Source organism: Ohtaekwangia sp. (assembly GCF_036568665.1).
Classification (GTDB): Bacteria; Bacteroidota; Bacteroidia; order Cytophagales; family Cyclobacteriaceae; genus Ohtaekwangia.
Map to the genome: position 1 here is coordinate 1 of NZ_DATCSD010000061.1, position 20836 is coordinate 20836.

20 protein-coding genes are annotated in these 20836 nt (G+C 44.2%); 11 read left to right on the top strand and 9 right to left on the bottom strand.

The annotated features are described in order from the left end of the window. The 5 genes from VIN08_RS03335 to VIN08_RS03355 all read left to right on the top strand — a co-directional run. Positions 1-834: GMC family oxidoreductase (locus VIN08_RS03335; protein WP_331960202.1), on the top strand; the 834-nt coding region annotated here is incomplete at its 5' end. Positions 835-887: 53 nt separating this feature from the next. Beyond that, complete coding sequence (locus VIN08_RS03340) at positions 888-1469, top strand: gluconate 2-dehydrogenase subunit 3 family protein (protein ID WP_331960205.1); 582 nt, start codon at positions 888-890, stop codon at positions 1467-1469. A 627-nt stretch (positions 1470-2096) separates the two neighbouring features. Continuing rightward, the gene (locus VIN08_RS03345; protein WP_331960208.1) at positions 2097-2639 is read left to right on the top strand and encodes a ferritin-like domain-containing protein; all 543 of its coding nucleotides are present in this window, start codon (positions 2097-2099) and stop codon (positions 2637-2639) included. A 25-nt stretch (positions 2640-2664) separates the two neighbouring features. Continuing rightward, positions 2665-4854 carry a catalase gene (locus tag VIN08_RS03350; protein WP_331960211.1) on the top strand — a complete coding sequence of 730 codons (2190 nt, stop codon included), beginning with the start codon at positions 2665-2667 and terminating at the stop codon, positions 4852-4854. Positions 4855-4984: 130 nt separating this feature from the next. After that, positions 4985-5134: a hypothetical protein gene (locus VIN08_RS03355; protein ID WP_331960214.1), complete on the top strand. Its 150-nt coding sequence runs from the start codon at positions 4985-4987 to the stop codon at positions 5132-5134. 3 nt (positions 5135-5137) lie between these two features. On the opposite strand, the gene VIN08_RS03360 is transcribed toward VIN08_RS03355, so the two are convergent. The 3 genes from VIN08_RS03360 to VIN08_RS03370 all read right to left on the bottom strand — a co-directional run bounded on the left by VIN08_RS03360 (position 5138) and on the right by VIN08_RS03370 (position 9310). After that, a complete protein-coding gene (locus VIN08_RS03360; protein WP_331960217.1) occupies positions 5138-5527 on the bottom strand; it encodes a putative quinol monooxygenase in 390 nt (129 codons plus the stop codon). Between the two features lie 194 nt (positions 5528-5721). Further along, a complete protein-coding gene (locus VIN08_RS03365) occupies positions 5722-7185 on the bottom strand; it encodes an alpha-L-fucosidase (protein ID WP_331960220.1) in 1464 nt (487 codons plus the stop codon). Between the two features lie 259 nt (positions 7186-7444). Beyond that, complete coding sequence (locus VIN08_RS03370) at positions 7445-9310, bottom strand: gamma-glutamyltransferase family protein (RefSeq protein ID WP_331960223.1); 1866 nt, start codon at positions 9308-9310, stop codon at positions 7445-7447. Positions 9311-9516: 206 nt separating this feature from the next. Here VIN08_RS03370 and VIN08_RS03375 point away from each other — a divergent pair, with 206 nt between their 5' ends. The 5 genes from VIN08_RS03375 (at position 9517) to VIN08_RS03395 (ending at position 12761) form a co-directional block, all read left to right on the top strand. Further along, a complete protein-coding gene (locus tag VIN08_RS03375; RefSeq protein ID WP_331960226.1) occupies positions 9517-9939 on the top strand; it encodes a hypothetical protein in 423 nt (140 codons plus the stop codon). Between the two features lie 86 nt (positions 9940-10025). Further along, positions 10026-10379, top strand: a complete 354-nt coding sequence (locus VIN08_RS03380; protein ID WP_331960229.1) for a hypothetical protein — start codon at positions 10026-10028, stop codon at positions 10377-10379. A 23-nt stretch (positions 10380-10402) separates the two neighbouring features. Next, positions 10403-11245 (top strand): sulfurtransferase, encoded by an 843-nt coding sequence (locus VIN08_RS03385; RefSeq protein WP_331960232.1) that lies wholly within the window; start codon positions 10403-10405, stop codon positions 11243-11245. Positions 11246-11608: 363 nt separating this feature from the next. Further along, the gene (locus tag VIN08_RS03390; RefSeq protein WP_331960235.1) at positions 11609-12118 is read left to right on the top strand and encodes a hypothetical protein; all 510 of its coding nucleotides are present in this window, start codon (positions 11609-11611) and stop codon (positions 12116-12118) included. A gap of 295 nt (positions 12119-12413) precedes the next feature. Further along, a complete protein-coding gene (locus VIN08_RS03395) occupies positions 12414-12761 on the top strand; it encodes a DUF1801 domain-containing protein (RefSeq protein ID WP_331960237.1) in 348 nt (115 codons plus the stop codon). A 49-nt stretch (positions 12762-12810) separates the two neighbouring features. Here VIN08_RS03395 and VIN08_RS03400 read toward each other — a convergent pair whose 3' ends face one another. Then, positions 12811-15120, bottom strand: coding sequence for a family 20 glycosylhydrolase (locus tag VIN08_RS03400; protein ID WP_331960240.1), 2310 nt, complete (start codon positions 15118-15120; stop codon positions 12811-12813). A gap of 449 nt (positions 15121-15569) precedes the next feature. Here VIN08_RS03400 and VIN08_RS03405 point away from each other — a divergent pair, with 449 nt between their 5' ends. Beyond that, positions 15570-16799, top strand: coding sequence for an ectonucleotide pyrophosphatase/phosphodiesterase (locus tag VIN08_RS03405; RefSeq protein ID WP_331960243.1), 1230 nt, complete (start codon positions 15570-15572; stop codon positions 16797-16799). A gap of 11 nt (positions 16800-16810) precedes the next feature. On the opposite strand, the gene VIN08_RS03410 is transcribed toward VIN08_RS03405, so the two are convergent. From VIN08_RS03410 to VIN08_RS03430, 5 genes are all read right to left on the bottom strand, one after another. Further along, complete coding sequence (locus VIN08_RS03410; RefSeq protein ID WP_331960246.1) at positions 16811-16999, bottom strand: hypothetical protein; 189 nt, start codon at positions 16997-16999, stop codon at positions 16811-16813. A 69-nt stretch (positions 17000-17068) separates the two neighbouring features. Then, positions 17069-17962, bottom strand: coding sequence for an aldo/keto reductase (locus tag VIN08_RS03415; protein ID WP_331960249.1), 894 nt, complete (start codon positions 17960-17962; stop codon positions 17069-17071). Between the two features lie 46 nt (positions 17963-18008). Beyond that, a complete protein-coding gene (locus tag VIN08_RS03420; RefSeq protein WP_331960251.1) occupies positions 18009-19376 on the bottom strand; it encodes an amidohydrolase family protein in 1368 nt (455 codons plus the stop codon). A gap of 56 nt (positions 19377-19432) precedes the next feature. Further along, positions 19433-19825, bottom strand: coding sequence for a thioesterase family protein (locus VIN08_RS03425; protein ID WP_331960254.1), 393 nt, complete (start codon positions 19823-19825; stop codon positions 19433-19435). A 92-nt stretch (positions 19826-19917) separates the two neighbouring features. Next, a complete protein-coding gene (locus VIN08_RS03430) occupies positions 19918-20769 on the bottom strand; it encodes a DUF2911 domain-containing protein (RefSeq protein WP_331960257.1) in 852 nt (283 codons plus the stop codon). Positions 20770-20836: the final 67 nt, after the last annotated feature.

A 20836-nucleotide genomic window follows, 5' to 3' on the forward strand; every position in this document is an offset into this window, starting at 1 on the left:
GGTGAACAGGTAGAGTTCTATGCGAAAGTTATATTCCTCTGTGCTTCAACATTTGGTTCTGCCTTTATTATGTTGAACTCGATCTCCAGCCGTTTCCCGAATGGTTTTGGGAATGACAGCGGAGAGCTTGGTCGTAACATCATGGATCACCACCTGAGTGTAGGTGCTCATGCACAAGTAGATGGTTTTGAAGACAAATACTACTTCGGAAGAAGAGCGAATGGTTTCTATATACCTCGTTATCGTAACGTGGGTAGCGACAAGCGCGATTATCTCCGCGGATTTGGTTACCAGGGGGGCGCGAGCCGTCAGGGATGGTCAAGCCTGGTAGCAGAGTTAAGCCTCGGATCTGAATTGAAAGATGCTGTAGGTAAACCAGGAGGCTGGACGATCGGTATGGGAGGCTTTGGTGAAATTCTTCCGTATCACGATAACAAAGTAACGCTCAATAAAGAGAAGAAAGATAAATACGGTTTACCAACACTTACGTTCGATGCCGTATTGCGCGATAACGAATTCAAGATGCGTAAAGACATGGCCAACGATGCAGCAGAGATGCTCGAAGCTGCCGGGTATAAAAATGTCGGCACGTACGATAACAAGATCGGTATAGGTTTAGGGATACATGAGATGGGTACAGCCCGCATGGGTAAAGATCCGAAGACCTCGGTGCTGAACAAGTTCAACCAGGTGCATGCCTGCAAGAATGTATATGTAACAGACGGATCGGCTATGGCCTCTTCTGCATGTCAGAACCCTTCACTTACTTATATGGCGTTAACAGCCCGCGCGGTTGATCACGCTGTGAATGAGCTGAAGAAGCAAAACCTGTAACCGGTATATATACTTAAAGGAATTTATCACAGATCAAAAAACTATAAAATAGTATGGATCGCAGAGAAGCATTAAGACGCGCAGCCTGGATCATGGGTGGAGCAATTTCCGCTCCCGCTGTCATGGGTATATTAAAAGGTTGCGCTGCTAAACCTACCATCGATTGGAAACCGGCTTTCCTCACCGAAGAGCAAGGTATACTTGTAACCCAAGTGGCTGATATCATTATTCCGAAGACCGATACTCCGGGTGCTAAAGAAGTTGGCGTTCCCGGCTTTATCGACCTGATGCTGAAAGATGTATATACCAAAGAAGATCAGGAAAAGTATATCAACAGCCTGAAAGCATTTGATGAAGAAGCGAAGAAAGAACACGGTGATCCGTTCATCGAGCTTTCTCCGCAAGATCAAACTGCCTTTGTGAAAAAACTGCACGATGCTGTTGTAAAAGATAAGAGCGAAAATGCACCGGCATATCGTTCGTTCATCATGACTACAAAAGAACTCACGATGCTTGGCTTCTTTACATCAGAAGTAGGAGCAACCAAAGTTCTGCAATATGTAGCAGTGCCAGGTTCTTACAAGGGATGTATACCTTTGTCTGAAGCCGGCAATGGCAAAACCTGGGCAACCTAGGCGCTAGACGATTTTTTTATAAGTTAACCGTTAATAGTGATTTACTGTTAACGGTTATTTTTTTGTGGTGATGGATATGAATAACGGACGGCCGAATTGAATATAGAACAGGGAACATCGATTAATGAATGTTGAAGTATGTAGTATTCGTCAGTTGTTCCCAACTGACATACTGAAAAAGGAAAACTATATTTCTTAGTATAAGGTGAGAACGTCTTACTACACCTTAGCAAAGAACACCTTAGCAAAAATATACCGACTCTAGTCCTGCTTCCATTAGCACCACTAATGCCGTGTGTAGGGCACCTTAACCCATTACGCATATAGCTTTGAACTCAGCTGCGAATGATACACTTTCTGAGACGCTGTAGCCCAACCGTTATGGCATTCTGAAGTGCGACTAATCTGTGTTGTAAATGAGTCAACCAGAATTCTATTCATGAGGAATTAATTGCCGCTAGGCGAAGACGGTGTGGGTTATTCACCTCAGATACCTTGCCTGATAATTCTTCGCATACAAACCGCCTGTTATGGAATGGCCGTCTTCTGTCAATAGCATTGATCGGCATGCTTTTTACCCTGTCCGCTTACTGTAAATCCATGAAGACTATGAAAAAATCTGAAAAAATGAGTTCTACCAAATCTGTCCCAACGCTACCCACAGGAGAAATACAGTCCGCGTTGTTGGAACTGTTTACTAGTGAGATCAAGGACATCTATTGGGCTGAAAAGCATCTCACACAAGCGTTACCCAAAATGCAATCCGCGGCATCGTCAACAGAACTGCAGGATGCATTTGCTACCCATCTGAGTCAAACAGAAGAACATATTACACGTCTCGAGCAAATATTTGAGCTCTTGAGCAAAAAGCCTCAGGCAAAGAAATGTGATGCCATGGAAGGTTTAGTTCAGGAAGGTGAAGCCATCATTGAAGATACCACAGAAGGCACTGCCACCAGGGATGTAGGGTTAATCCTGGCAGCACAGAAGGTGGAGCATTACGAAATTGCTGCCTATGGAGGATTAGCACAGCTGGCCAAAACATTGGGTCGCAAGGATATAGCCGATATTCTGAGTTTGACGCTGTCGGAAGAAAAGGAAACGGACGAGCTTCTCACAGAGATCGCTCTACACGATATTAACTATCAGTCATCCGAGGAAGAGGCGTAAAAATTCTCGCATATCCCCCTATATCATGGCTAAAAATACAAAAACCAAAGCCGCTGAAAGCCCGGCAGAAACATCCAAATCAAAAGATTTAGAAGTTAACATTGAAGAAAGTACCGGTCAGTTTCTCACCACGAATCAAGGCGTGAAGGTCAACGATGACCAGAATTCGCTAACGGCAGGAGAACGTGGTCCTACACTGCTGGAAGATTTTATTCTCAGGGAAAAGATTACGCACTTTGACCATGAGCGAATACCTGAACGTGTGGTACACGCACGCGGTTCGGCAGCGCACGGTGTTTTTAAAGTTTATGAATCGTTGAGCGCTTACACGCGCGCTGATTTCCTTCAGAATCCATCGAAGGAAACACCCGTATTTGTACGCTTCTCTACAGTTGCTGGCTCCCGAGGTTCTACCGACCTTGCCCGCGATGTTCGCGGATTTGCTGTCAAGTTTTATACTCAGGAAGGAATCTTCGACTTGGTGGGTAATAATATGCCAGTCTTCTTTATTCAGGATGCCATTAAATTCCCTGATTTGATCCACGCTGTAAAACCGGAACCCGATAATGAAATACCACAGGCTGCATCAGCACATGATACCTTCTGGGATTTCATATCTCTGATGCCAGAGTCAGCGCATATGATCATGTGGGTAATGAGCGACCGCGCGATACCCAGAAGCTACCGGATGATGGAAGGCTTTGGTGTACACACCTTTCGCCTGGTGAACCAGAAGAATGAAAGTCATTTTGTAAAATTCCATTGGAAGCCTTTGCTGGGCGTACACTCGGTGGCGTGGGATGAAGCACAAAATATTTCCGGCAAAGACCCGGACTTTCATCGCCGTGATTTATGGGACGCCATTGCCTCCGGAAATTTTCCCGAGTGGGAACTCGGCATACAGATCATCCCGGAAGCCGATGAACACAAATTCGAATTTGATTTGCTGGATCCGACCAAGATCGTTCCCGAAGAACTTGTTCCCGTGCAACGCATTGGAAAATTGACACTCAACAGGAATCCCGATAACTTCTTTGCCGAAACCGAACAAGTAGCCTTCCACGTAGGCAACGTTGTGCCTGGTATAGATTTCACAAACGATCCACTCATGCAAGGACGTTTATTCTCCTACACCGATACACAGCTTATTCGCCTGGGTGGACCTAATTTTCACGAAATTCCTATTAACCGCTCGATTGCCCCCATACACAACAACCAACGCGATGGTCATATGCGACAGACCATTAACAAGGGAAAATCAAGCTACCATCCCAATAGTCTGGGTGGTGGATGTCCCTTTCAGGCAAAGGCCATGGAAGGAGGTTTTGTCTCTCATGCCGAGCGGATCGATGCGAAAAAAATAAGGGCAAGAAGTGCAAGCTTTCTTGACCACTTCAGCCAGGCAAGGCTTTTTTATAACAGTCAATCCGAACCAGAAAAGAATCACATCATTGACGCGCTCCGGTTCGAACTTGGAAAGGTAAAAACAGTGGCTATCCGTGAGCGGATGCTTGTTGTACTAGCTAATATAGACAAAGGTTTAGCAAATGAAGTGGCTTATGGATTAAGTTTATCAATTCCCAAAGAACTGGATACCACCCTCAATCAAAGCATTCCGGCTGACGCAAGACCGCAAGATTATGAATCGGTAAATAAGGAATCCGGTTTAGCCAAGTCAGCCGCTTTAAGTATGGCTAATACTGTCAAAGGATCAATTGCAACGCGTAAGATTGCATTCCTGGCCGCAGATGGCGTAGATGAGGTGTCTGTTAGCAGCGTGCGCGATGCCCTTGAAAAGAATGGTGCGCTGGTGGAGATCATTGCGCCTAAACAGGGATTCATCACGAGCTCTGATGGTAACTCCATTAACGTTCATCATAGCTTACTCACGGCAGCATCTGTTTTTTACGATGCGGTATATGTACCCGGAGGAATAAACAGCACAGCAACGTTGGCGGCTGAAGCCAATGCCATACATTTTCTCAACGAGGCTTTCAAGCATTGTAAGGCTATTGCCTGTGATCAGGCATCAAAGCAGGTACTCGAAGAAACATATTTCAATAAGAAGCTGCCGGCCGATGCAAAAGAGGAAACGGTCATGCGAGAAGGTATCGTGATGAGCGATGATCTTGATGCATTAGGCGAACGATTTATCAAGGCCATCGGTCAGCACCGGTTCTGGGAACGTGAGAAACCGCGCAGGGTTCCTGCCTGATAGGCTAAAAGGCCTGTTAAAATATAGGCCTTTAGCAATAGCCCGTTAGACCAGGCACAAAAAGAATCTTAATAAGCACATATAATACTTTATTAGCTGAGAATTAGAAATGAATCAAATGGTTTTACTCATGGCTAAAGACAATAATAAAAAGCTGGAGCCGCCTCAAACAACACAGGATGATCAGGCGCCACAAGATGAAAACCCAATGGCTACACCACAGCAGTCAAAGAAAAAGAAGGATTCAGAAAAGACGTTGAATCAACGGAACAAAAAGTAACGCCTACTTTGTACGCAATTCTATTGCGCTTACATCAATTAATTCTAAAGACTTCACCATGTGTGCTGTTTCTGTTTTATACTTTTTGAAATGAGCTGTTTGGAGATGTGACTGATAAGCTGCCGTATCAGCATATATTTCAAAAACGGTTATGTTCGTAGGCACTTCTTTATCATTGACAGCGTATAGCGTTAGCACACCAGGTTCAACGCGCACTGCAGTTTCAATCTGTTCCTTAACGGCTATTCTATAGGCTTCCAAATAAGTCGGTTCTATTTTGATTTTTGCAATGCGTATGATGCGCTTGTCTTGAGCAGAAGTCCCACTGGTAAATATCAATAAACAAAATATAGTAACTATATAAACAACGTGCGAATGTTTTTTCATTTCCATACTGAGTTTAATATTAGTTCCTTAAACAATACCCTTACAGTAATTTAGATAATTGATCTGCGACAGTCAAGACGATACACCCCCTTATAGTCTATTTCATTTTCTAACTGGCCAGAGCCGTATGAGCTGCGTATACCGGCTGCTAGATATCCAATAAAGCCTACCGTAATTACGAATTACTACAGAGGCGTTATTTACTTCATTACTGGTTGTTTGTATATTCCAAATGTATGTATAGCAGCACTGGCGCGGCCTTCGGTGATACGTAGTCGAACATATTTTGCCTGTACAGGTTTAAACTTGACAAGCCATTTATATCCTATAGATTGTTTATTGGTTGCTTCAGGAATAGACGTCCACTGTTTGCCATTGACAGAGTAATCAACGGACCAACCCGTGGTACGATGACCGAGTTCAATTACTTCCTGTAACATAAGCACGTCAAATACCTGTGTTGAGCCGAGATTGAATGTTAATGTATCTGTTGAAAAACCTTCTGCTGAAGCATAATATGTATTTTCAGCGCCATCGATAAGATTGGCGGGTTTATATGTATCTCCTCGCGGATGCATAGCTTTGATACTCGCCTTGCGGGCGAGATTATTTTGAAAGGTAGCATTAATAAAATACCGCAGACTGTCTGTACGCTGTGCATCGATTATGGGGATCAGTCCTTCCTTGTTCGGAGCATAGTTTAGAAGTAAAGCACTGTTTCGTCCCACCGAGTTAAAGTATATATCCCATAGTTCAGCAACAGTCTTTACACGCTTGTCTTCTTCCGGGTGATAGAACCAACTGGGCCGGATCGATACATCTACTTCGGCCGGTATATATGCCTGGCCATTTATTTCTCCATGATTCAAATCTTGTATATGGCTGGATTCATCACGTATGGAAAACGGATTTATAGTCGACCAGCAGGGATCGCCCGAGAACCCCGATTCATTTCCAACCCACCGGCAGTCGGCAAAAAGATATGAGTTCTTGGTTCCGAATATAACACACTGTGGTTGATATCTTCGAACCGTATCAGCCCAGCGTGTATAGTATGATGTAGTCAGTTTATCAGCGCCCGCACCATCCCACCAGATTTCCCATATAGGACCGTAATTCCGTAATAACTCGGATAACTGACTGGCATAGTAATCACTATAATCATCCGTACCATAACGTGAATCGTGACGATCGTGCGGTCCAAGATATATAGCTGCTTTTATACCTGATTTTTTACAAGCTTCCGTAAACTCTTTTACTACATCGCCCTTGCCGTCTTTCCACGAACTGTTTTTTACAGAGTAGTTAGAATGCTTCGTGGGCCAGTTACAAAAGCCATCAGCATGCTTTGCTACCAGTATACCGGTTGTTATACCGGCTCGTTTCAAAACATTTGTCCATTGGTTGCAATCCAGTGCCGTAGGATTAAATACTTCCGGGTCTGCGGTGCCATCACCTTCGTTATCGTTGGTAAACGTGTTCATACCAAAATGGAAGAACGCAATAATTTCACGATGATACCACTCGATCTGTCGTGCATTTGGTACGGGGCCGACTGGTTGGGGAGGCGCTTGTGCAGAAGCTATGATTGGAGTGGCGGCCAGGCAGCCAGCCAGATATATACATGCGATGGTCCGGACGCTGGAGACTAGTATTATGTGCATGGGATAATGGGTTCGTCATAATTAATACAACCGACCAGCGAATTACCCTGACAGCTAACATTAGTTTAATCCATTTATGAATTGACCACGCGCAATCTTCTACTCTATAAGTAATGTATCTAAATCTGAGATTTCAAAACAAAAACCAAGCTTTCACCACTGAAGTTAGGCCAGTTATTTAAGATGCTAAATTGAAGTGAAAGGTATATTACTACACCTTTCACCATTAACATATAACGATTAACGAATAACTAATTTTTCACCATCCTATACCATAGTCTTCTCCATGGTTGCTCGATCCTCCCCAGAATGTTCCATGTTCCCAATCGAAATATATAGCATTTATAGGGCCGGCGGTGCGTTCATCCAATCCTATACTATATCCCATCTGGCGTAATTCTTTCATTACATAGTTAGGTGTTTCGGTGTTGAGCATCACAGCACCCGGTTTACTGTCATGATTACCGAACGAAGAACGCATCTGGTAGCTTACTATATTGGCAGCTTCAACAGATTCCTGTATCGTCATACCAAACTCAACAACATTTAAAAAGCACTGTAGTAAATCCTGATCCTGACTATCGCCACCTTGCACAGCAAAGGATAAAAATGGTTTGCCATTCTTTAACGCCATGCCTGGTGTAAGTGTAACACGTGGGCGTTTACCGGGCTCAAGTACATTGAACGGATTTTGTTTAGCATCCAGCACGAACGACTGCATACGCTGACTCATACCTACACCGGTTTTGCCGGCAATGCAGGCTGGCACCCATCCACCGCTGGGTGTGATCGATACAACCCATCCATCTTTATCAGCAGCTTCCACTGATGTTGTTCCCATTTTAAAGTCGCTCAGGTACTTCTCATCAAGTAAATTATTTTTCTCTATGCGACTTGCCTGACTCCAGTTCTTCATCAGATCTGCAAACGGATTTACTTTCCCTTCGTACGGGTAAGGATCACCCGGAGCCGCTTTCGCGTTGTTGCGTTCCCAGTTGATTTCTTTAGCACGTGCCTTCGCATAGTCTTTGGAGAGTAAACCCTTAATAGGTTCTTCCGGAGCAAAGGCAGGATCACCATAATAAAAATCACGATCCGCGAAGGCGAGATTCATCGCCTGGTAGAGAGTATGTATATATTTCGCGGAATTATAGCCCATCGCCTTGAGGTCGAAGTTCTCCAGTATATTCAATGCCTGCAGCATGGCAGGACCTTGTGTCCACTGCTGTAGTTTATATACTTCAATGCCTTTATAGTTGGTTGATGCAGGCTCTTCGATCTTTACTTTCCAGGTGGCGAGATCCTGTTCGGTAATAAGTCCGCCCTGTTCCTGGCAGCCACGTGCAAATTCTTTCGCTATATCTCCTTTGTAAAAACGATCGTATGCAGCATATATAGCTTCTTTACGACTCTTGCCTTTCTTGAGAGCCTGTTGTTCAGCATCTACCAGTTTTTGTAATGTCTGTAACAGGTCTGCTTGTCTGAATATTTCTCCGGCTACAGGAGCTTCGCGATCTTTTCCGAGGTGAGGTAAAAATACAGCTTTCGAGTACGGCCACTGCTTGATCATTTCTTTACCCCGTTCTATACTGTTTGCAGTTTGTGCTTCTATAGCATATCCATCGGCCATCTGCATAGCAGGAGCAAGTACTTCTTTCAAACTCAATGTTCCGTATTCAGCGAGTATAGTACAAAGTCCACCGGGTGTACCAGGAGTAACGGCAGCCAGCGGACCATACTCTGGCGGAAACTGCATGCCTTTACTTTTATAAAATTCAGGCGTGGCTCCGGTAGGTGCAACGCCCAGCGCATTGATCGCTATAACTTTACCGGTTTTCGGGTTGTAGATCAACGCTTGTGTTTCGCCACCCCAGCTAAGCACGTCCCACATGGTGCACGTTGCTGCGAGCATAGCACAGGCTGCATCAACAGCGTTGCCACCTTTTTGAAAAGTCATGGCACCGGCAGTTGCCGCCAGCGGTTTACCCGTAACAGCCATCCAGTGTCGACCGTGAAGCGGAGGTTTTTGTGTGCCCTGCGGTCGGGCGTTAAAGGATTGCGCATGACTATGCAAGACAATCAACGATAAAAATGTAGTAGTAAGGAGTAAGGTTAACCTTTTCATAGGTGCGTTATTTTCTTGAAGTTCAAGTTAATCGAATCGCTTCAATGAAGCAGGCAAGATTACATGGAGGGCATCATAAAGAGGTTTAATTGCAGGATGACCGTAAGGAAGGACATTTAAACTTTGTACCTTTTACTTAGGTTCTATTCCGTTCATCGATTTACCTTCTTCCTGTTTCGTGGTATGTATGCACATTTGATTCAAGTATGAAGAAGTTTGTAAATGGAAAGGTTGTGCTGCGCTACCTGTACGACCAACTGACCGGTAATTTTGCCGGGTTCCTGATCGGTATGTCAGCCTCCAGCCTGGTGTCGAAATTTTTTGAGACACGCAGTATTAAAAATCTCTGGGGACTAACCGCCAAGAAGACTGTTGTTGATAAAGCAACTTTCAGTAACCTGGAGTGGATACTTTCTATTGTGATCGGTTTTATAGTGTTTGAGATCTTCACGAAGGTGATCAAAGAAAAGATCGATAAGAATTTTCCGCGCTATAAGATCAGGGTTATGCGTTGGATGATCGTGAATCATATACCCGAAAAAGCATCTGCTATAGGATTAAAACTCAATCAACAACGTATAGCACTCTTTGCTGCCGTGCATCAGGCCGTTGTGAAGACAAAGAAATAGGTTTAATGTTCAGGGTTCAATGTTCAAGGTTAAGACAATCTTTAACATTGAACTTTTATGTACTTTCGTAAAAAGATAACCTCAAAATGGAGAGTGCTCTACTCGCTTTAGCCGGTACAATTGTAGGCGGAATTGTAACAACAATAACATCATACTTCTTGCAGAAGCAACGCTTTGATCAGGAAGTAAAACTCAAGCAGGAAGACTATAAAACGGAGTTTATGGCAGAGACTACAGCTCGCCATTTCCTCAATCACAGATCATTTACCGATCGATCATTCGAAACACTCCGCAATCACCTTGGAGGATTTGAAGATGATGAGTTGAGAAAAATATTGGTACGTGCCGGAGCCATTCGCATTATGCGCGATGATGGTACTGAATGGTGGCGACTGCTATCGCGCATGGATGAGTATATAGAAAAGAAAAGAAGTGATTAACTTCGGGCGTAAATTTATCGGCTATGTATATACTGAGTCCCGCAGATGTTCCATCCTTCCGAAAAAAATATAGTCCCATTGTTATAGATGCGCGTGGAGGTCCCGATGCATACTCACGCTACGTAGCACAGCACCTGGAAGGAGCGCAATTTGTCGATCTTGAAACACAGCTTTCGCAAAAGACACAGAACCCTGCCAGAGGAGGTCGCCATCCTTTACCGGACCTAAAGACTTTGAGTCAACTATTGGGAAAGCTCGGCATAACGCCCGGGGTACACGTTTTGATCTATGACGATAAAGCCGGTGCCAACGCAGCTGCTCGCTTCTGGTGGATGTTGAAGACAATAGGACACAAACATATACAAGTTGTAAGCGGAGGGCTTGACGCGATGATAAAAGCCGGTATACCTGTTACAACGGTTATACCTCCCGGTGTATCTGTTGATCCTTATCCTATACATACAAACGAATTACCGGTGGTAGATGTGAGTATAGTGATGGATGCTGTGAAGAATCCGGATGCGTTGGTGATCGATGTACGTGAAGCATATCGTTATCGTGGTGAGAGTGAGCCGATTGACCTTATAGCAGGACATATACCGGGCGCGATTAATGTTCCGTTTGTAACCAACCTTGGAAGTGACGGACAGTTTCTTCCTACAGAACAACTCTTAGAGAAGTATAAAGATGTGATCGGTTCCCGCGATCCTCAAAATGTTATAGTACACTGTGGCTCAGGCGTTACGGCTTGTCATACACTTTTAGCTATGGAAGAAGCGGGTATACCGGACGCTAAATTATATGTTGGATCATGGAGTGAGTGGTCACGGAATGATTATCCCATCGCTACAGGAGAGAATCCATAGCATGAACCTGTCGAGGTCAACTATTTCACGGTGTAATACAAAGGAAGCGTATTGCACTTTACTATAGCTATGGTATACACCTCATGGTAAGCTTTTTACTTTGATCTCACCGGTATAGAAATAAATATATACCTCTGTTCAGCTAAGTAGGTAACTCGACAGCTACTTTCTTATTCCTATCGACAAAATTGAATATATAGGGTTACCGGCAACAATTTGCCCGGTCCGTTTCCTTCATTTTATGCCTTTTTCATACATCTGCAAGTCGCGGGAGGATAGTGAATTTAGGATGTGCACTATACCACCAATCTTTGTCTCTAATTTAAATAGAACATACCAGACTTAACTTTACCCGAACCTACCATGAAACGAGCCATTGACTTCTTGCGATCAGAAGTATTTATATTCCTGACGCTCTTACTGGTAATAACATCCCAGATCATACATACGATGTACTTGTTCGAAACCGTTCGGGTATTCGACCTCAGCTTTGAAATAGCTTCTTATAAAGTAACCGTTGCCAACTGGGTACACGCATTCATCTTCGCACTCGCCATCGAGTCGGCTATCCTGATGTTTATACTCAACGGTAAGCCTACACCTTCCAAGGTATATGCTGTAGCATCTTTCGCGACCAACTTGTTATACTATAAAATTTGGATGGTACCACTTCCAACTATCTTTGCCAGTGTATTGATCAGCTCCATGCTGGCTGGTTCTATCTGGTTCTTCTCAGACCTGCTCGCTGAAAAGATTAACATTAACACCGCTGCAACATCAAAGGAAGAGGATGAACTCAAGAAGATACTCGTAGCCAATGACGAAGTAAAGAAAATCAACTTCAAGACTACCATGCCGATGAACGGCCGGTAATTCTGATTGAGTTATAGATATACATAAGAGCGTGGAGGGTTTCCTTCACGCTTTTTTGTTTTCTCGAATGCAAAAAATCTCCCACAGAACTCACAGATTTTACGGAAGAATGGCGAAAGGAATATCGAACAAGGAACACTGATTAACGAATGTTGAAGTATTAAATACACACCGCTCCATTTTTCTTGCGCTTGCTTTCATCTGCGTCTGTCTGCGGGAAAGAAATGGCCTTTGTTCTGTGTGAATCTGTGAGGTCTGCGGGAGATAATTTTTCTATCTTTAGTAAACTCTCTCCATGGAAAAAGCTATCGATACGTACTTCCTGCAGAAGGAAGAACCTGTTAAAAGTTACCTGCAGGCATTGCGTTCTATCATTCTGAAATTTGATCGCAACATTACCGAAACCTGGAAATACAGTATGCCAGTCTATTGTTATAATGGGAAGATGTTTTGCTACCTGTGGGTACACAAAAAATACAAGCAGCCTTATATTGGTATAGTAGAAGGAAAGAAGATAGATCACCCACAACTTATCCAGGAGAAACGCGCCCGTATGAAGATCATGTTGTTTGATCCTGCCAAAGATATACCACTCAGAACGCTCAATACGATTTTGAAGACAGCGCTGGCATTATATAAATAACCGTGAGAAGAGTATAGAAATCACTTCTCTCACGGTTATCGCTATATGTTTATAGTTTCACTTTCCACCAGCTGTCAGGAACAGGAGCGGGCTTGCTGCCGTCCACACTATACATCAGGTTGAGTGTAAAGCCGCCACCGCCTTCAATAAAATCAAGTTCAAAGGGTTGTGCACCTTTATCTAACGCTATGCTGCCACTTTTCTCAAGTGGGGCATGTAAGCCATCGTTGTCAACAACCAACCGGTTGGCTATGCGCAACACACCGCCATCATCGCAGGTGAAGTAAAAATGATAGATGCCTCGCGCGGGCACATTCAGGTAACCACGATACTTCAGTCCGAAACTTCCTTTGGCAATTTTCTCCGGTACTATTATGGCGGGTACCCGTAGCGTTGTATCAGCCTTGGCCTTGATATTCGCTGTCAATTTGAATAAACCTTTATACCACGACAGATCTAATCCGTTTTGAAGAGTCGATGCCGAATCACCAGGGGAGTATGTCTGCTTGTCGTATTCAAGTGTATAAACATCACCTCGTCTGCCAGCTTGTGTAAAAGCCGCCAGCCGTACCGTTAGCGGTTTATCAATGGTTACAGGAGCTTTCAGTTCTGTTGAGTGATTGTCAGGAAGACTTCCATCCATAGTATAGCGAAGGATTAATCCTGCTATAGGAGGTTTTACATCCAGCACAGCCTTATCCACAAAAGCATTCTTCTGAGTGAATCCTTTTAACTCCGGCAAGCGATAATTTACATTCAGGCGATCCAATCTTTCATAGTGATTGTTGAGTCGCTCCAGGTAGTTAGTATAATTCTGACGATGCGTCCACAATACTTCACTCAGGGCCGTCATGCGCGGCATGATCATATAGTCGGCTCTGGTTTCGGTAGGTATATATTCTGTCCATGTGTTGGCTTGTGCACCAATAATATTTTTGGCGGATATAGAGTCAAGTCCTTTAGGCACCGGTTCAAAATGATATACATTCGGAATAGATTGATCATCGGGTTGTGCATCGAAATATAGCGGGTTGCCCGGAGTCATAATTACCAGGTTGCCATTCTTCGCAGCTTTCACAGGAGCATCGGGCACCCAGGTTCTCCAATACATTACCATGGCCGATGAGCTTACGCCACCTTCCAGTATCTCATCCCATCCGATCAGTTTTTTGCCATGGGCCTGAAAGAACTTTTTCATGCGTTGAACAAAATAGCTTTGCAGCTCATTGAGGTCTTTCAGATGCTGTTTTTTCATCAGTGCTTTGCAAGCGTCAGATTTACTCCAGCTTGTCTTCTCCACTTCATCAGCACCGAGGTGTATATAGGGTGATGGGAACAATGCAAAGATTTCCGTAAATATATCTTCTGCGAAACGATACGTCTCTTCGTTGCAAGGACATATAGGAGTGGAGAATAATTTTCCCCAGGCAGCTCCATCACCATTGCAGGCGAGCGATGGGATCTCGCGTATAGCTGCCATCATGTGGCCCGGCATATCGATCTCCGGAATGATCGTGATATGTCTGGCAGATGCAAAGGCAATGATCTGGCGCATTTCATCCTGCGTATAAAAGCCACCGTACAGCGTCTTGCCATCCCGTTGTATGATGTGTTTCGGATCAATAACGAAGTCAGGATTTTCAACTGATCGCTTTATACAAACTGAGTCCTGGTTGTTGAACTCGCGCCACGCTCCGTGCTCGGTAAGTGCCGGATATTTTTTAATTTCAATTCGCCAGCCCTGATCATCTGTAAGATGTAAATGCAGCGTGTTGAATTTATATAGTGCTAACAGGTCAATGAATTTTTTCAGATATTCTGTTGAAAAGAAATGACGCGACACGTCCAGGTGCATACCGCGCCATTGATAAGCAGGGTAGTCAGTAATCTGTGTTGCCGGTAATTTTATCTCGCGCTGTGCTTCTGCTTTACTTTCTGTTTCTGCAGGCAGCAGTTGACGTATGGTTTCAATAGCACGAAATATACCGGCTCCCGATTTTGCTTTGACTGTTACTTTATCCGAAGAGATCGTCAGCGTATAGCCCTCTTCGTGCTGCACAGTGGTATCTTGTAAGAACTCGATGAAGTTACTTCCTGTGCCGATTTCTGCTGCAGGCAGGCGTGAGCCTGTAGCCTGACTTAACAACGCCTGCAACAGTTCTGTTTCGTTCGCAAATGTATTGTGATGAATGATGCGTGTTTCTGGTGTTACAGAAAAGAAGCCCTCGTGTTCTTCCAGTTGCTGTGGGTAAGGGATCAGCGCATAGCGCGATGCAGGCGAGGGTTGTTCCGGGTGTTGTGTGCTACAGGCAATCAGTAGAAAGTAAAGCAGCCCCGCTGCGATTATTCTGGCGTTCATTCGAAATATTTAAACTTTAAATATATAGGTTTGTCATCAATCCGGGCAGTGGTTTGTGTTAACCGGCTGCGTTGTGAAAACATTTCACGATGATAAACGGCTACATGCCTGTTTCTAATACTACATCGGGAAAAATCTTCCGGACTTTTTTATCAAAGGCATCAAAATAAATTGACGGTATATATCTGTCCATAGTAGTCATCGTGTATAATGCTAAAAGGACTTCTGTGTAAAGCAGCAAAGTGTGAAGCGTGAATTTCTTTATCGATTGAACTCCCCATACTGCGGCTAGTGCCAACGAAAGCCGGTAACCATGATATTTATTCAGGAAGGGGAGGTTTGTGTTATGGCAGCATGATCATTGCATAACCGGTCTGCTAATTTTTTCGGGCGGTATCTCATTTAAGGTAAAACCGCTTACATTCGCGACTGAATTTTACTTTGCTTTCATGAAGAGAATCCTTTTGGTCTGTTTCTGCCTGCTTGTGTGGACGGCAGATCATGCACAGCAGAAGCAGCGTACGCCATACGTTATATTGGTTTCGTTTGATGGATTTCGATACGACTATGTCGCTAAATTCAATCCACCGAATTTTAAAGACTTCATTAAGAAAGGTGCAGCAGCACAAGGGTTGATACCATCGTTCCCCAGCAAAACTTTTCCGAATCATTATACACTGGTAACAGGACTTTACCCGGGGCATCACGGTTTGGTGGATAACCAGTTCTATGATCCGGCACTGCGCAAGCCGTATGGCATGAAAGATAAAACGGCTGTAGGCGATACGGCATTTTATGGTGGCATACCGCTGTGGCAACTTGCTCAGCAAAATGGTGTTCATGCTGCATCGTTCTTCTGGGTAGGATCTGAAGCTGCTGTTAAAGGAATAATGCCCGATTATTCTATTCCGTATGATGAAGCGGTGCCGAACAACAAGCGTGTAGACCAGACGATAACGTGGCTGAAGCTTCGTGAAAACAAACGCCCGCATTTTATATCGCTATACTTTTCGCTGGTAGATTCGGAAGGACATCGTTCAGGAACAAACTCAGCAGAGTTAAAGAACACGGTGTTGAAAGCTGATAGCGTGCTGGGATACCTGATGCAGCAATTGAAAACAGTGAAGGTACCGGTGAATGTGATACTCGTTTCGGATCATGGTATGTATGAATTGAAACAGGATGAAGCCACCTTTATACCGCTTTATAAATTATATAATATTGCTGACCCTAAAATTGTAACAGCGAACGGTGGTACGCAGGCGCACATCTATACCGGTAATGCCGGTAGAACGGATTCGCTATATACTGTACTTAAAAAGGAAGAGAAACATTTCAAAGTATATAAGCGCGAAGAAACCCCTGTAGCCTGGCATTATGATCTGCCGCGCATAGGCGACCTGCTGGTTGTAGCAGAACCCGGTTACTATATTCAGGACAAGCCGCGTGCTTTTGGCAACTGGCAGTCTACGGCTTTTGGTGTGCACGGATATGATCCGAGTGTTGTAAAGGAAATGCAGGGTATATTTTATGCTATAGGCCCTAACGTGAAGGCCGGTGTAACGATTACGCCCTTTGAAAATATACATGTATATCCCTTCATAGCGAAGATACTGGGCTTGCCTATACCTGCTATAGATGGCGACTTCAATGTATTAAAGCCTATTTACAAGAAATAGCCGCGAGAGCCTTATCGCTTGCCTTTACGCTCTTGATGTTTACCCGTTGATTTACCGGGAGGAGTTTTACCATCAGCAGCTTTCTTCTGTTCCAGTTCCTGTTGCGAGTTGGGGTGCATGATTTGCGGAGGATCGGGTGTATAGACAGAAGAAGACGTATCTTCTTTATCTTTTTTATCTTTTGCAGTTTTCGGTTTCATAGTCTTTATCTTTTCGTGTAGAGATAAAAAACAATGCCCGAATATTCTATAGATATAATGCGTATAGATTTACCGGTGCTGCTCGTACCGGTTAGGCTCCATAGCATTTTTCAACAAGTTTATTTCAGACATGGTTAGTGGAGGAGAAGTTGCCGCGGCTACACTCTCCTGCAGTTGCTGTTGTGTGCGTATACCTACTACAGCGCTCGCTACCGCCGGATGATACAGCACATATTGAATGGCTGCGGATGCTGGTATGCGCGTTGTGCCTGCTATAGATTTGATAGCCTCTGCTGCGTTCGATACCTGCAAGGAAGTATAATTCAGAAAAGGCTCAGGTGTTTTGCCGAGTAACAACCCCTTGGCTACACTGCCGCGGGCCAGCACGCTGATGTTGTTTTGATGAAGCAGGTCGAGACATTCTTCTTCCGGCCTGCGATCGAGCAAGCTATACTGCATCATCACGCTTGCTATGTTGGAGCGTTTGATATACTCACGAATTACATTGGGCCGGATGGAAGATATACCATACGCCCGTATTTTGCCTTGTTGCTTCAGCAGTTCAAAAGCTTCTATCGTTTCATCGATCGGGTCTTGTATAGTGCCGCCATGTAACTGGTATAGATCGATGTAGTCGGTTTGCAGGCGGACGAGACTTTTCTCTACGGCCTGCAGTATATATTTTTTAGAAGCATCCCAATCAAGGCCGCCATCCTGTCTCGGGCGATTGCCGGCTTTGGTGGCGAGTATAATTTTAGAACGCATGGACTTAAATGCGCGCCCTACAGTTTCTTCGTTATAGCCGTTCTGGTATATATCGGCCGTGTCAAAGTAATTTATACCGGCATCCAGTGCCAGCTTCAGAAGCGAAGTGTTGGAAGCATCATCGTTTCCCAACGACATACAACCAAAACTTACAGTACTCACTATCAGATCAGAATTTCCCAGTTTTCTATATTCCATGCAATCAATAACGTTCTGTATATATTTCTATAAGTAAAAGAAAAATTTACTTCACCAGTTTTTGTAATGAATCTGCTATATATTCTTTCGATAACCATTTTCCATCCAGCATAACGCCTTCTATTTTTTTCGTCTGACTGATATCATTTAGCGGATTGCCATCAATAAGAACGAGGTCTGCTATAGCACCAGCTTTTATTATACCGGCATCGGGTTTATTGAGGTAACGCGCTACATTTACAGTGCCCGCCTGCAATGCCTGATACGGTGTGAGCCCCGATCGTACCATAAACTGTAGTTCATTGTGCGTAGAGAATCCCGGAACGTTAAACACCTGAGGTGCATCGCAGCCGAGTAATAACCCTACACCTGCCTGCAGACAGGATGCGATCAACTTTCTGCGAAGCCTGATAAAATTTTCTGCCATCGCTGTATTATACTGTGGATTGTTGAGCAGGTTCTTCTTTGTCTCGGCCCATTGATTTACGGTTTCAGCCTTCATATACTTTGTCTCGGGTTCTGTCAGAAAAACATCGGGAGTAAAGTTCGGAGCAAACCAGCGCTCGGCCAGCGATTGTGTAGGAACCACCCATATATGTTTATCGTGTAGTGCTTTTGTCAGTGCAGGTATCCTGGCAGTATCGGCCTGGCTGGCAACGTACATACCAAACAAACCGGTTTGTTGTTCGTTCATGGTTTCTATACCGGGCACAATACCTTCAATAAAACCATCGAGGTGATCGATGGAAGAGTAACCGGCATCTATAGCATGCCATACACCAACGCCAAATGATACGTGACCTACGAAGGGAATTCCGACTTCTTTCGCAGTAGCTGCTATAGCATCAAACTTGGCACGCGTTAGCCCGGGGTGAAGTTTCAGGTAATCATAACCTGCTGCCTTTTGTTTTCGCACCATTTCGGCACCTGCTTCGGGTGAAGTAACACTCATACCATTGAAGGATGGACCGGTAGTGTATAAATGCGGCCCCAGAATTTCTCCCTGCTGAATTTTACTGCGTAGCTCCAGATGCTTGGGGTGTCCTAGCATACCGCGTATCGTAGTTATACCATTGGCCGCAAACAATGCGAGTACTTCTTTCATCGGCTCGATGTCGTCAATAGGAGGGACGTGTGCGTGCATTTCGGCTAATCCGGGTATCAGGTATTTTCCCGGTGCATTTATTATGAGTGCTCCCTTGCTATATTTAGCCTGCTTGCTTACAGAAATAATCTTACCGTCTTTCACTACTACGGTCTGGTCCTGCAATACCTGTTCTTTATCCATCGGTATAACATTCACGTGAGTGATCACGATCTCGCGTTGTCGGGAGTTAACAATATCCTGCGCAAGTACTGTTATATACTGTACAACCAGGAGTATAAAAATGGAAGAAGCAAGAAGACGTTTCATAATCGGGGGATTTAGTAGATGGAAGTTACAATATCCCCGGTATCAGCCGAAGCCGTTTATAAAATACCGAGTATATCTTCGCCTATACGAACAGGCCGCATACTTTTGCTGTCGAGTAAACACCACATCGTTTTTGATTCTACCAATACTTTCTGATCGGCCGCGCGCACCAGTTTTACAAAGCGCTCGAACCGTGCACCGTGATGTTCGCCAACCCATGTTGTACCGATAATTTTATCGTGCAGAAAAGCAGGATTTTTATAGTCGATCTCGTGTCGCAGCACAACCCACAGGTAAGCAGCTTTCAATACTTCCGATGCCGTGTTGTTCCAATGGGCTGCAGCCACTTCCTGTATATAACGTACATATACCACATTGTTTACATGGCCGAGTTCATCAATGTCGCTGGCAGAGGCAATGATCCGATGTTCGAAAGGTGTGCTCTTCATACCGGGCTAACTTACGGTAAATATTCCATATACTATATAATAAAGAAAAAGCCACTGCAATGCAGTGGCCTTTCATATTGGGTGGAATTAAATTATTTCAGAGACTTCAACAGTTCTTCGTTCATCATCTGGTAATCGCGGTTGCCGGCTTCTTTCGATTTTACGAGTGAAGCGTTGGCAGTTTCAGCAGCACCTTTCTTATCGCCCAGTGCTTTCTGGATTCTGGCTTTTTGATACAATACATAAAAAGGACCTTTCATTTCATCAACAGCTTTGTTGATCCATACTAATGCCTGATTCATATCTCTTTTTGTATCAAGATAGTATACAGCAGCTGAGAAGTAGTCGTCAGGATCTACTTTTGTATAGGTCTCGATCGACTCCATTACTTTTGCATCGAAGTCAACCACTACTGTAAATTTCACCGAAGTATTTTCCCAGGCGAGTTGAACTTTAGCGCTCTTGCTGTCGTCTGCTATATCACCAATGTTAATGGTAAACGTTTCTACTTTTTCCGTAAGTTTTTCGGGCTTCACGGTAAAGCGGGCAGCGTCATTGGCTTTGTCATATTTAGCCGTGTTGCCTCCCAAGGTAACATCTTTGGATAATACAATGGTCCACTCGGTAGCACCGGGCCATGTCAGCAACAGGTATTCACCTTTAGGAACAGCAACGCCTTCTACTTTAACATCATCAGAAAATACGACTTTGGTTCCGCTGTTGGCACCGGTTCTCCATATCTGGCCGAAGGGTACAACAACAGAGGCTTCTGATCCAAAGATCTTTCTGCCTTTCGCGCGCGGACGGAAATAGTTTATCTTGATGTCGGTCAAACCTACAGTAGCAGAGACAGAACCTGCCGGGCTGGCGATGGGTGTCTTCACCTGCGCGAACAGCGCCAGGTTGAAATTGAGTAGTAAAACAATCAGCAATAATTTTTTCATGGTGGTATATTTTGAGTTGTTTTGAAAATTAGCGGCCAAAGATAACCAAGGTTTTGAATCAGCATTC

Excerpts from the sequence above, each read along its gene's own strand:
- VIN08_RS03350 (WP_331960211.1), top strand. The coding sequence starts at position 2,665 with ATGGCTAAAAATACAAAAACCAAAGCCGCTGAAAGCCCGGCAGAAACA.
- VIN08_RS03340 (WP_331960205.1), top strand. The coding sequence starts at position 888 with ATGGATCGCAGAGAAGCATTAAGACGCGCAGCCTGGATCATGGGTGGA.
- VIN08_RS03375 (WP_331960226.1), top strand. The coding sequence starts at position 9,517 with ATGAAGAAGTTTGTAAATGGAAAGGTTGTGCTGCGCTACCTGTACGAC.
- VIN08_RS03410 (WP_331960246.1), bottom strand. The coding sequence starts at position 16,999 with ATGAAACCGAAAACTGCAAAAGATAAAAAAGATAAAGAAGATACGTCT.
- VIN08_RS03395 (WP_331960237.1), top strand. The coding sequence starts at position 12,414 with ATGGAAAAAGCTATCGATACGTACTTCCTGCAGAAGGAAGAACCTGTT.
- VIN08_RS03385 (WP_331960232.1), top strand. The coding sequence starts at position 10,403 with ATGTATATACTGAGTCCCGCAGATGTTCCATCCTTCCGAAAAAAATAT.
- VIN08_RS03370 (WP_331960223.1), bottom strand. The coding sequence starts at position 9,310 with ATGAAAAGGTTAACCTTACTCCTTACTACTACATTTTTATCGTTGATT.
- VIN08_RS03420 (WP_331960251.1), bottom strand. The coding sequence starts at position 19,376 with ATGAAACGTCTTCTTGCTTCTTCCATTTTTATACTCCTGGTTGTACAG.
- VIN08_RS03355 (WP_331960214.1), top strand. The coding sequence starts at position 4,985 with ATGGCTAAAGACAATAATAAAAAGCTGGAGCCGCCTCAAACAACACAG.
- VIN08_RS03390 (WP_331960235.1), top strand. The coding sequence starts at position 11,609 with ATGAAACGAGCCATTGACTTCTTGCGATCAGAAGTATTTATATTCCTG.
- VIN08_RS03425 (WP_331960254.1), bottom strand. The coding sequence starts at position 19,825 with ATGAAGAGCACACCTTTCGAACATCGGATCATTGCCTCTGCCAGCGAC.
- VIN08_RS03365 (WP_331960220.1), bottom strand. The coding sequence starts at position 7,185 with ATGCACATAATACTAGTCTCCAGCGTCCGGACCATCGCATGTATATAT.
- VIN08_RS03360 (WP_331960217.1), bottom strand. The coding sequence starts at position 5,527 with ATGGAAATGAAAAAACATTCGCACGTTGTTTATATAGTTACTATATTT.
- VIN08_RS03405 (WP_331960243.1), top strand. The coding sequence starts at position 15,570 with ATGAAGAGAATCCTTTTGGTCTGTTTCTGCCTGCTTGTGTGGACGGCA.
- VIN08_RS03400 (WP_331960240.1), bottom strand. The coding sequence starts at position 15,120 with ATGAACGCCAGAATAATCGCAGCGGGGCTGCTTTACTTTCTACTGATT.
- VIN08_RS03430 (WP_331960257.1), bottom strand. The coding sequence starts at position 20,769 with ATGAAAAAATTATTGCTGATTGTTTTACTACTCAATTTCAACCTGGCG.
- VIN08_RS03345 (WP_331960208.1), top strand. The coding sequence starts at position 2,097 with ATGAGTTCTACCAAATCTGTCCCAACGCTACCCACAGGAGAAATACAG.
- VIN08_RS03380 (WP_331960229.1), top strand. The coding sequence starts at position 10,026 with ATGGAGAGTGCTCTACTCGCTTTAGCCGGTACAATTGTAGGCGGAATT.
- VIN08_RS03415 (WP_331960249.1), bottom strand. The coding sequence starts at position 17,962 with ATGGAATATAGAAAACTGGGAAATTCTGATCTGATAGTGAGTACTGTA.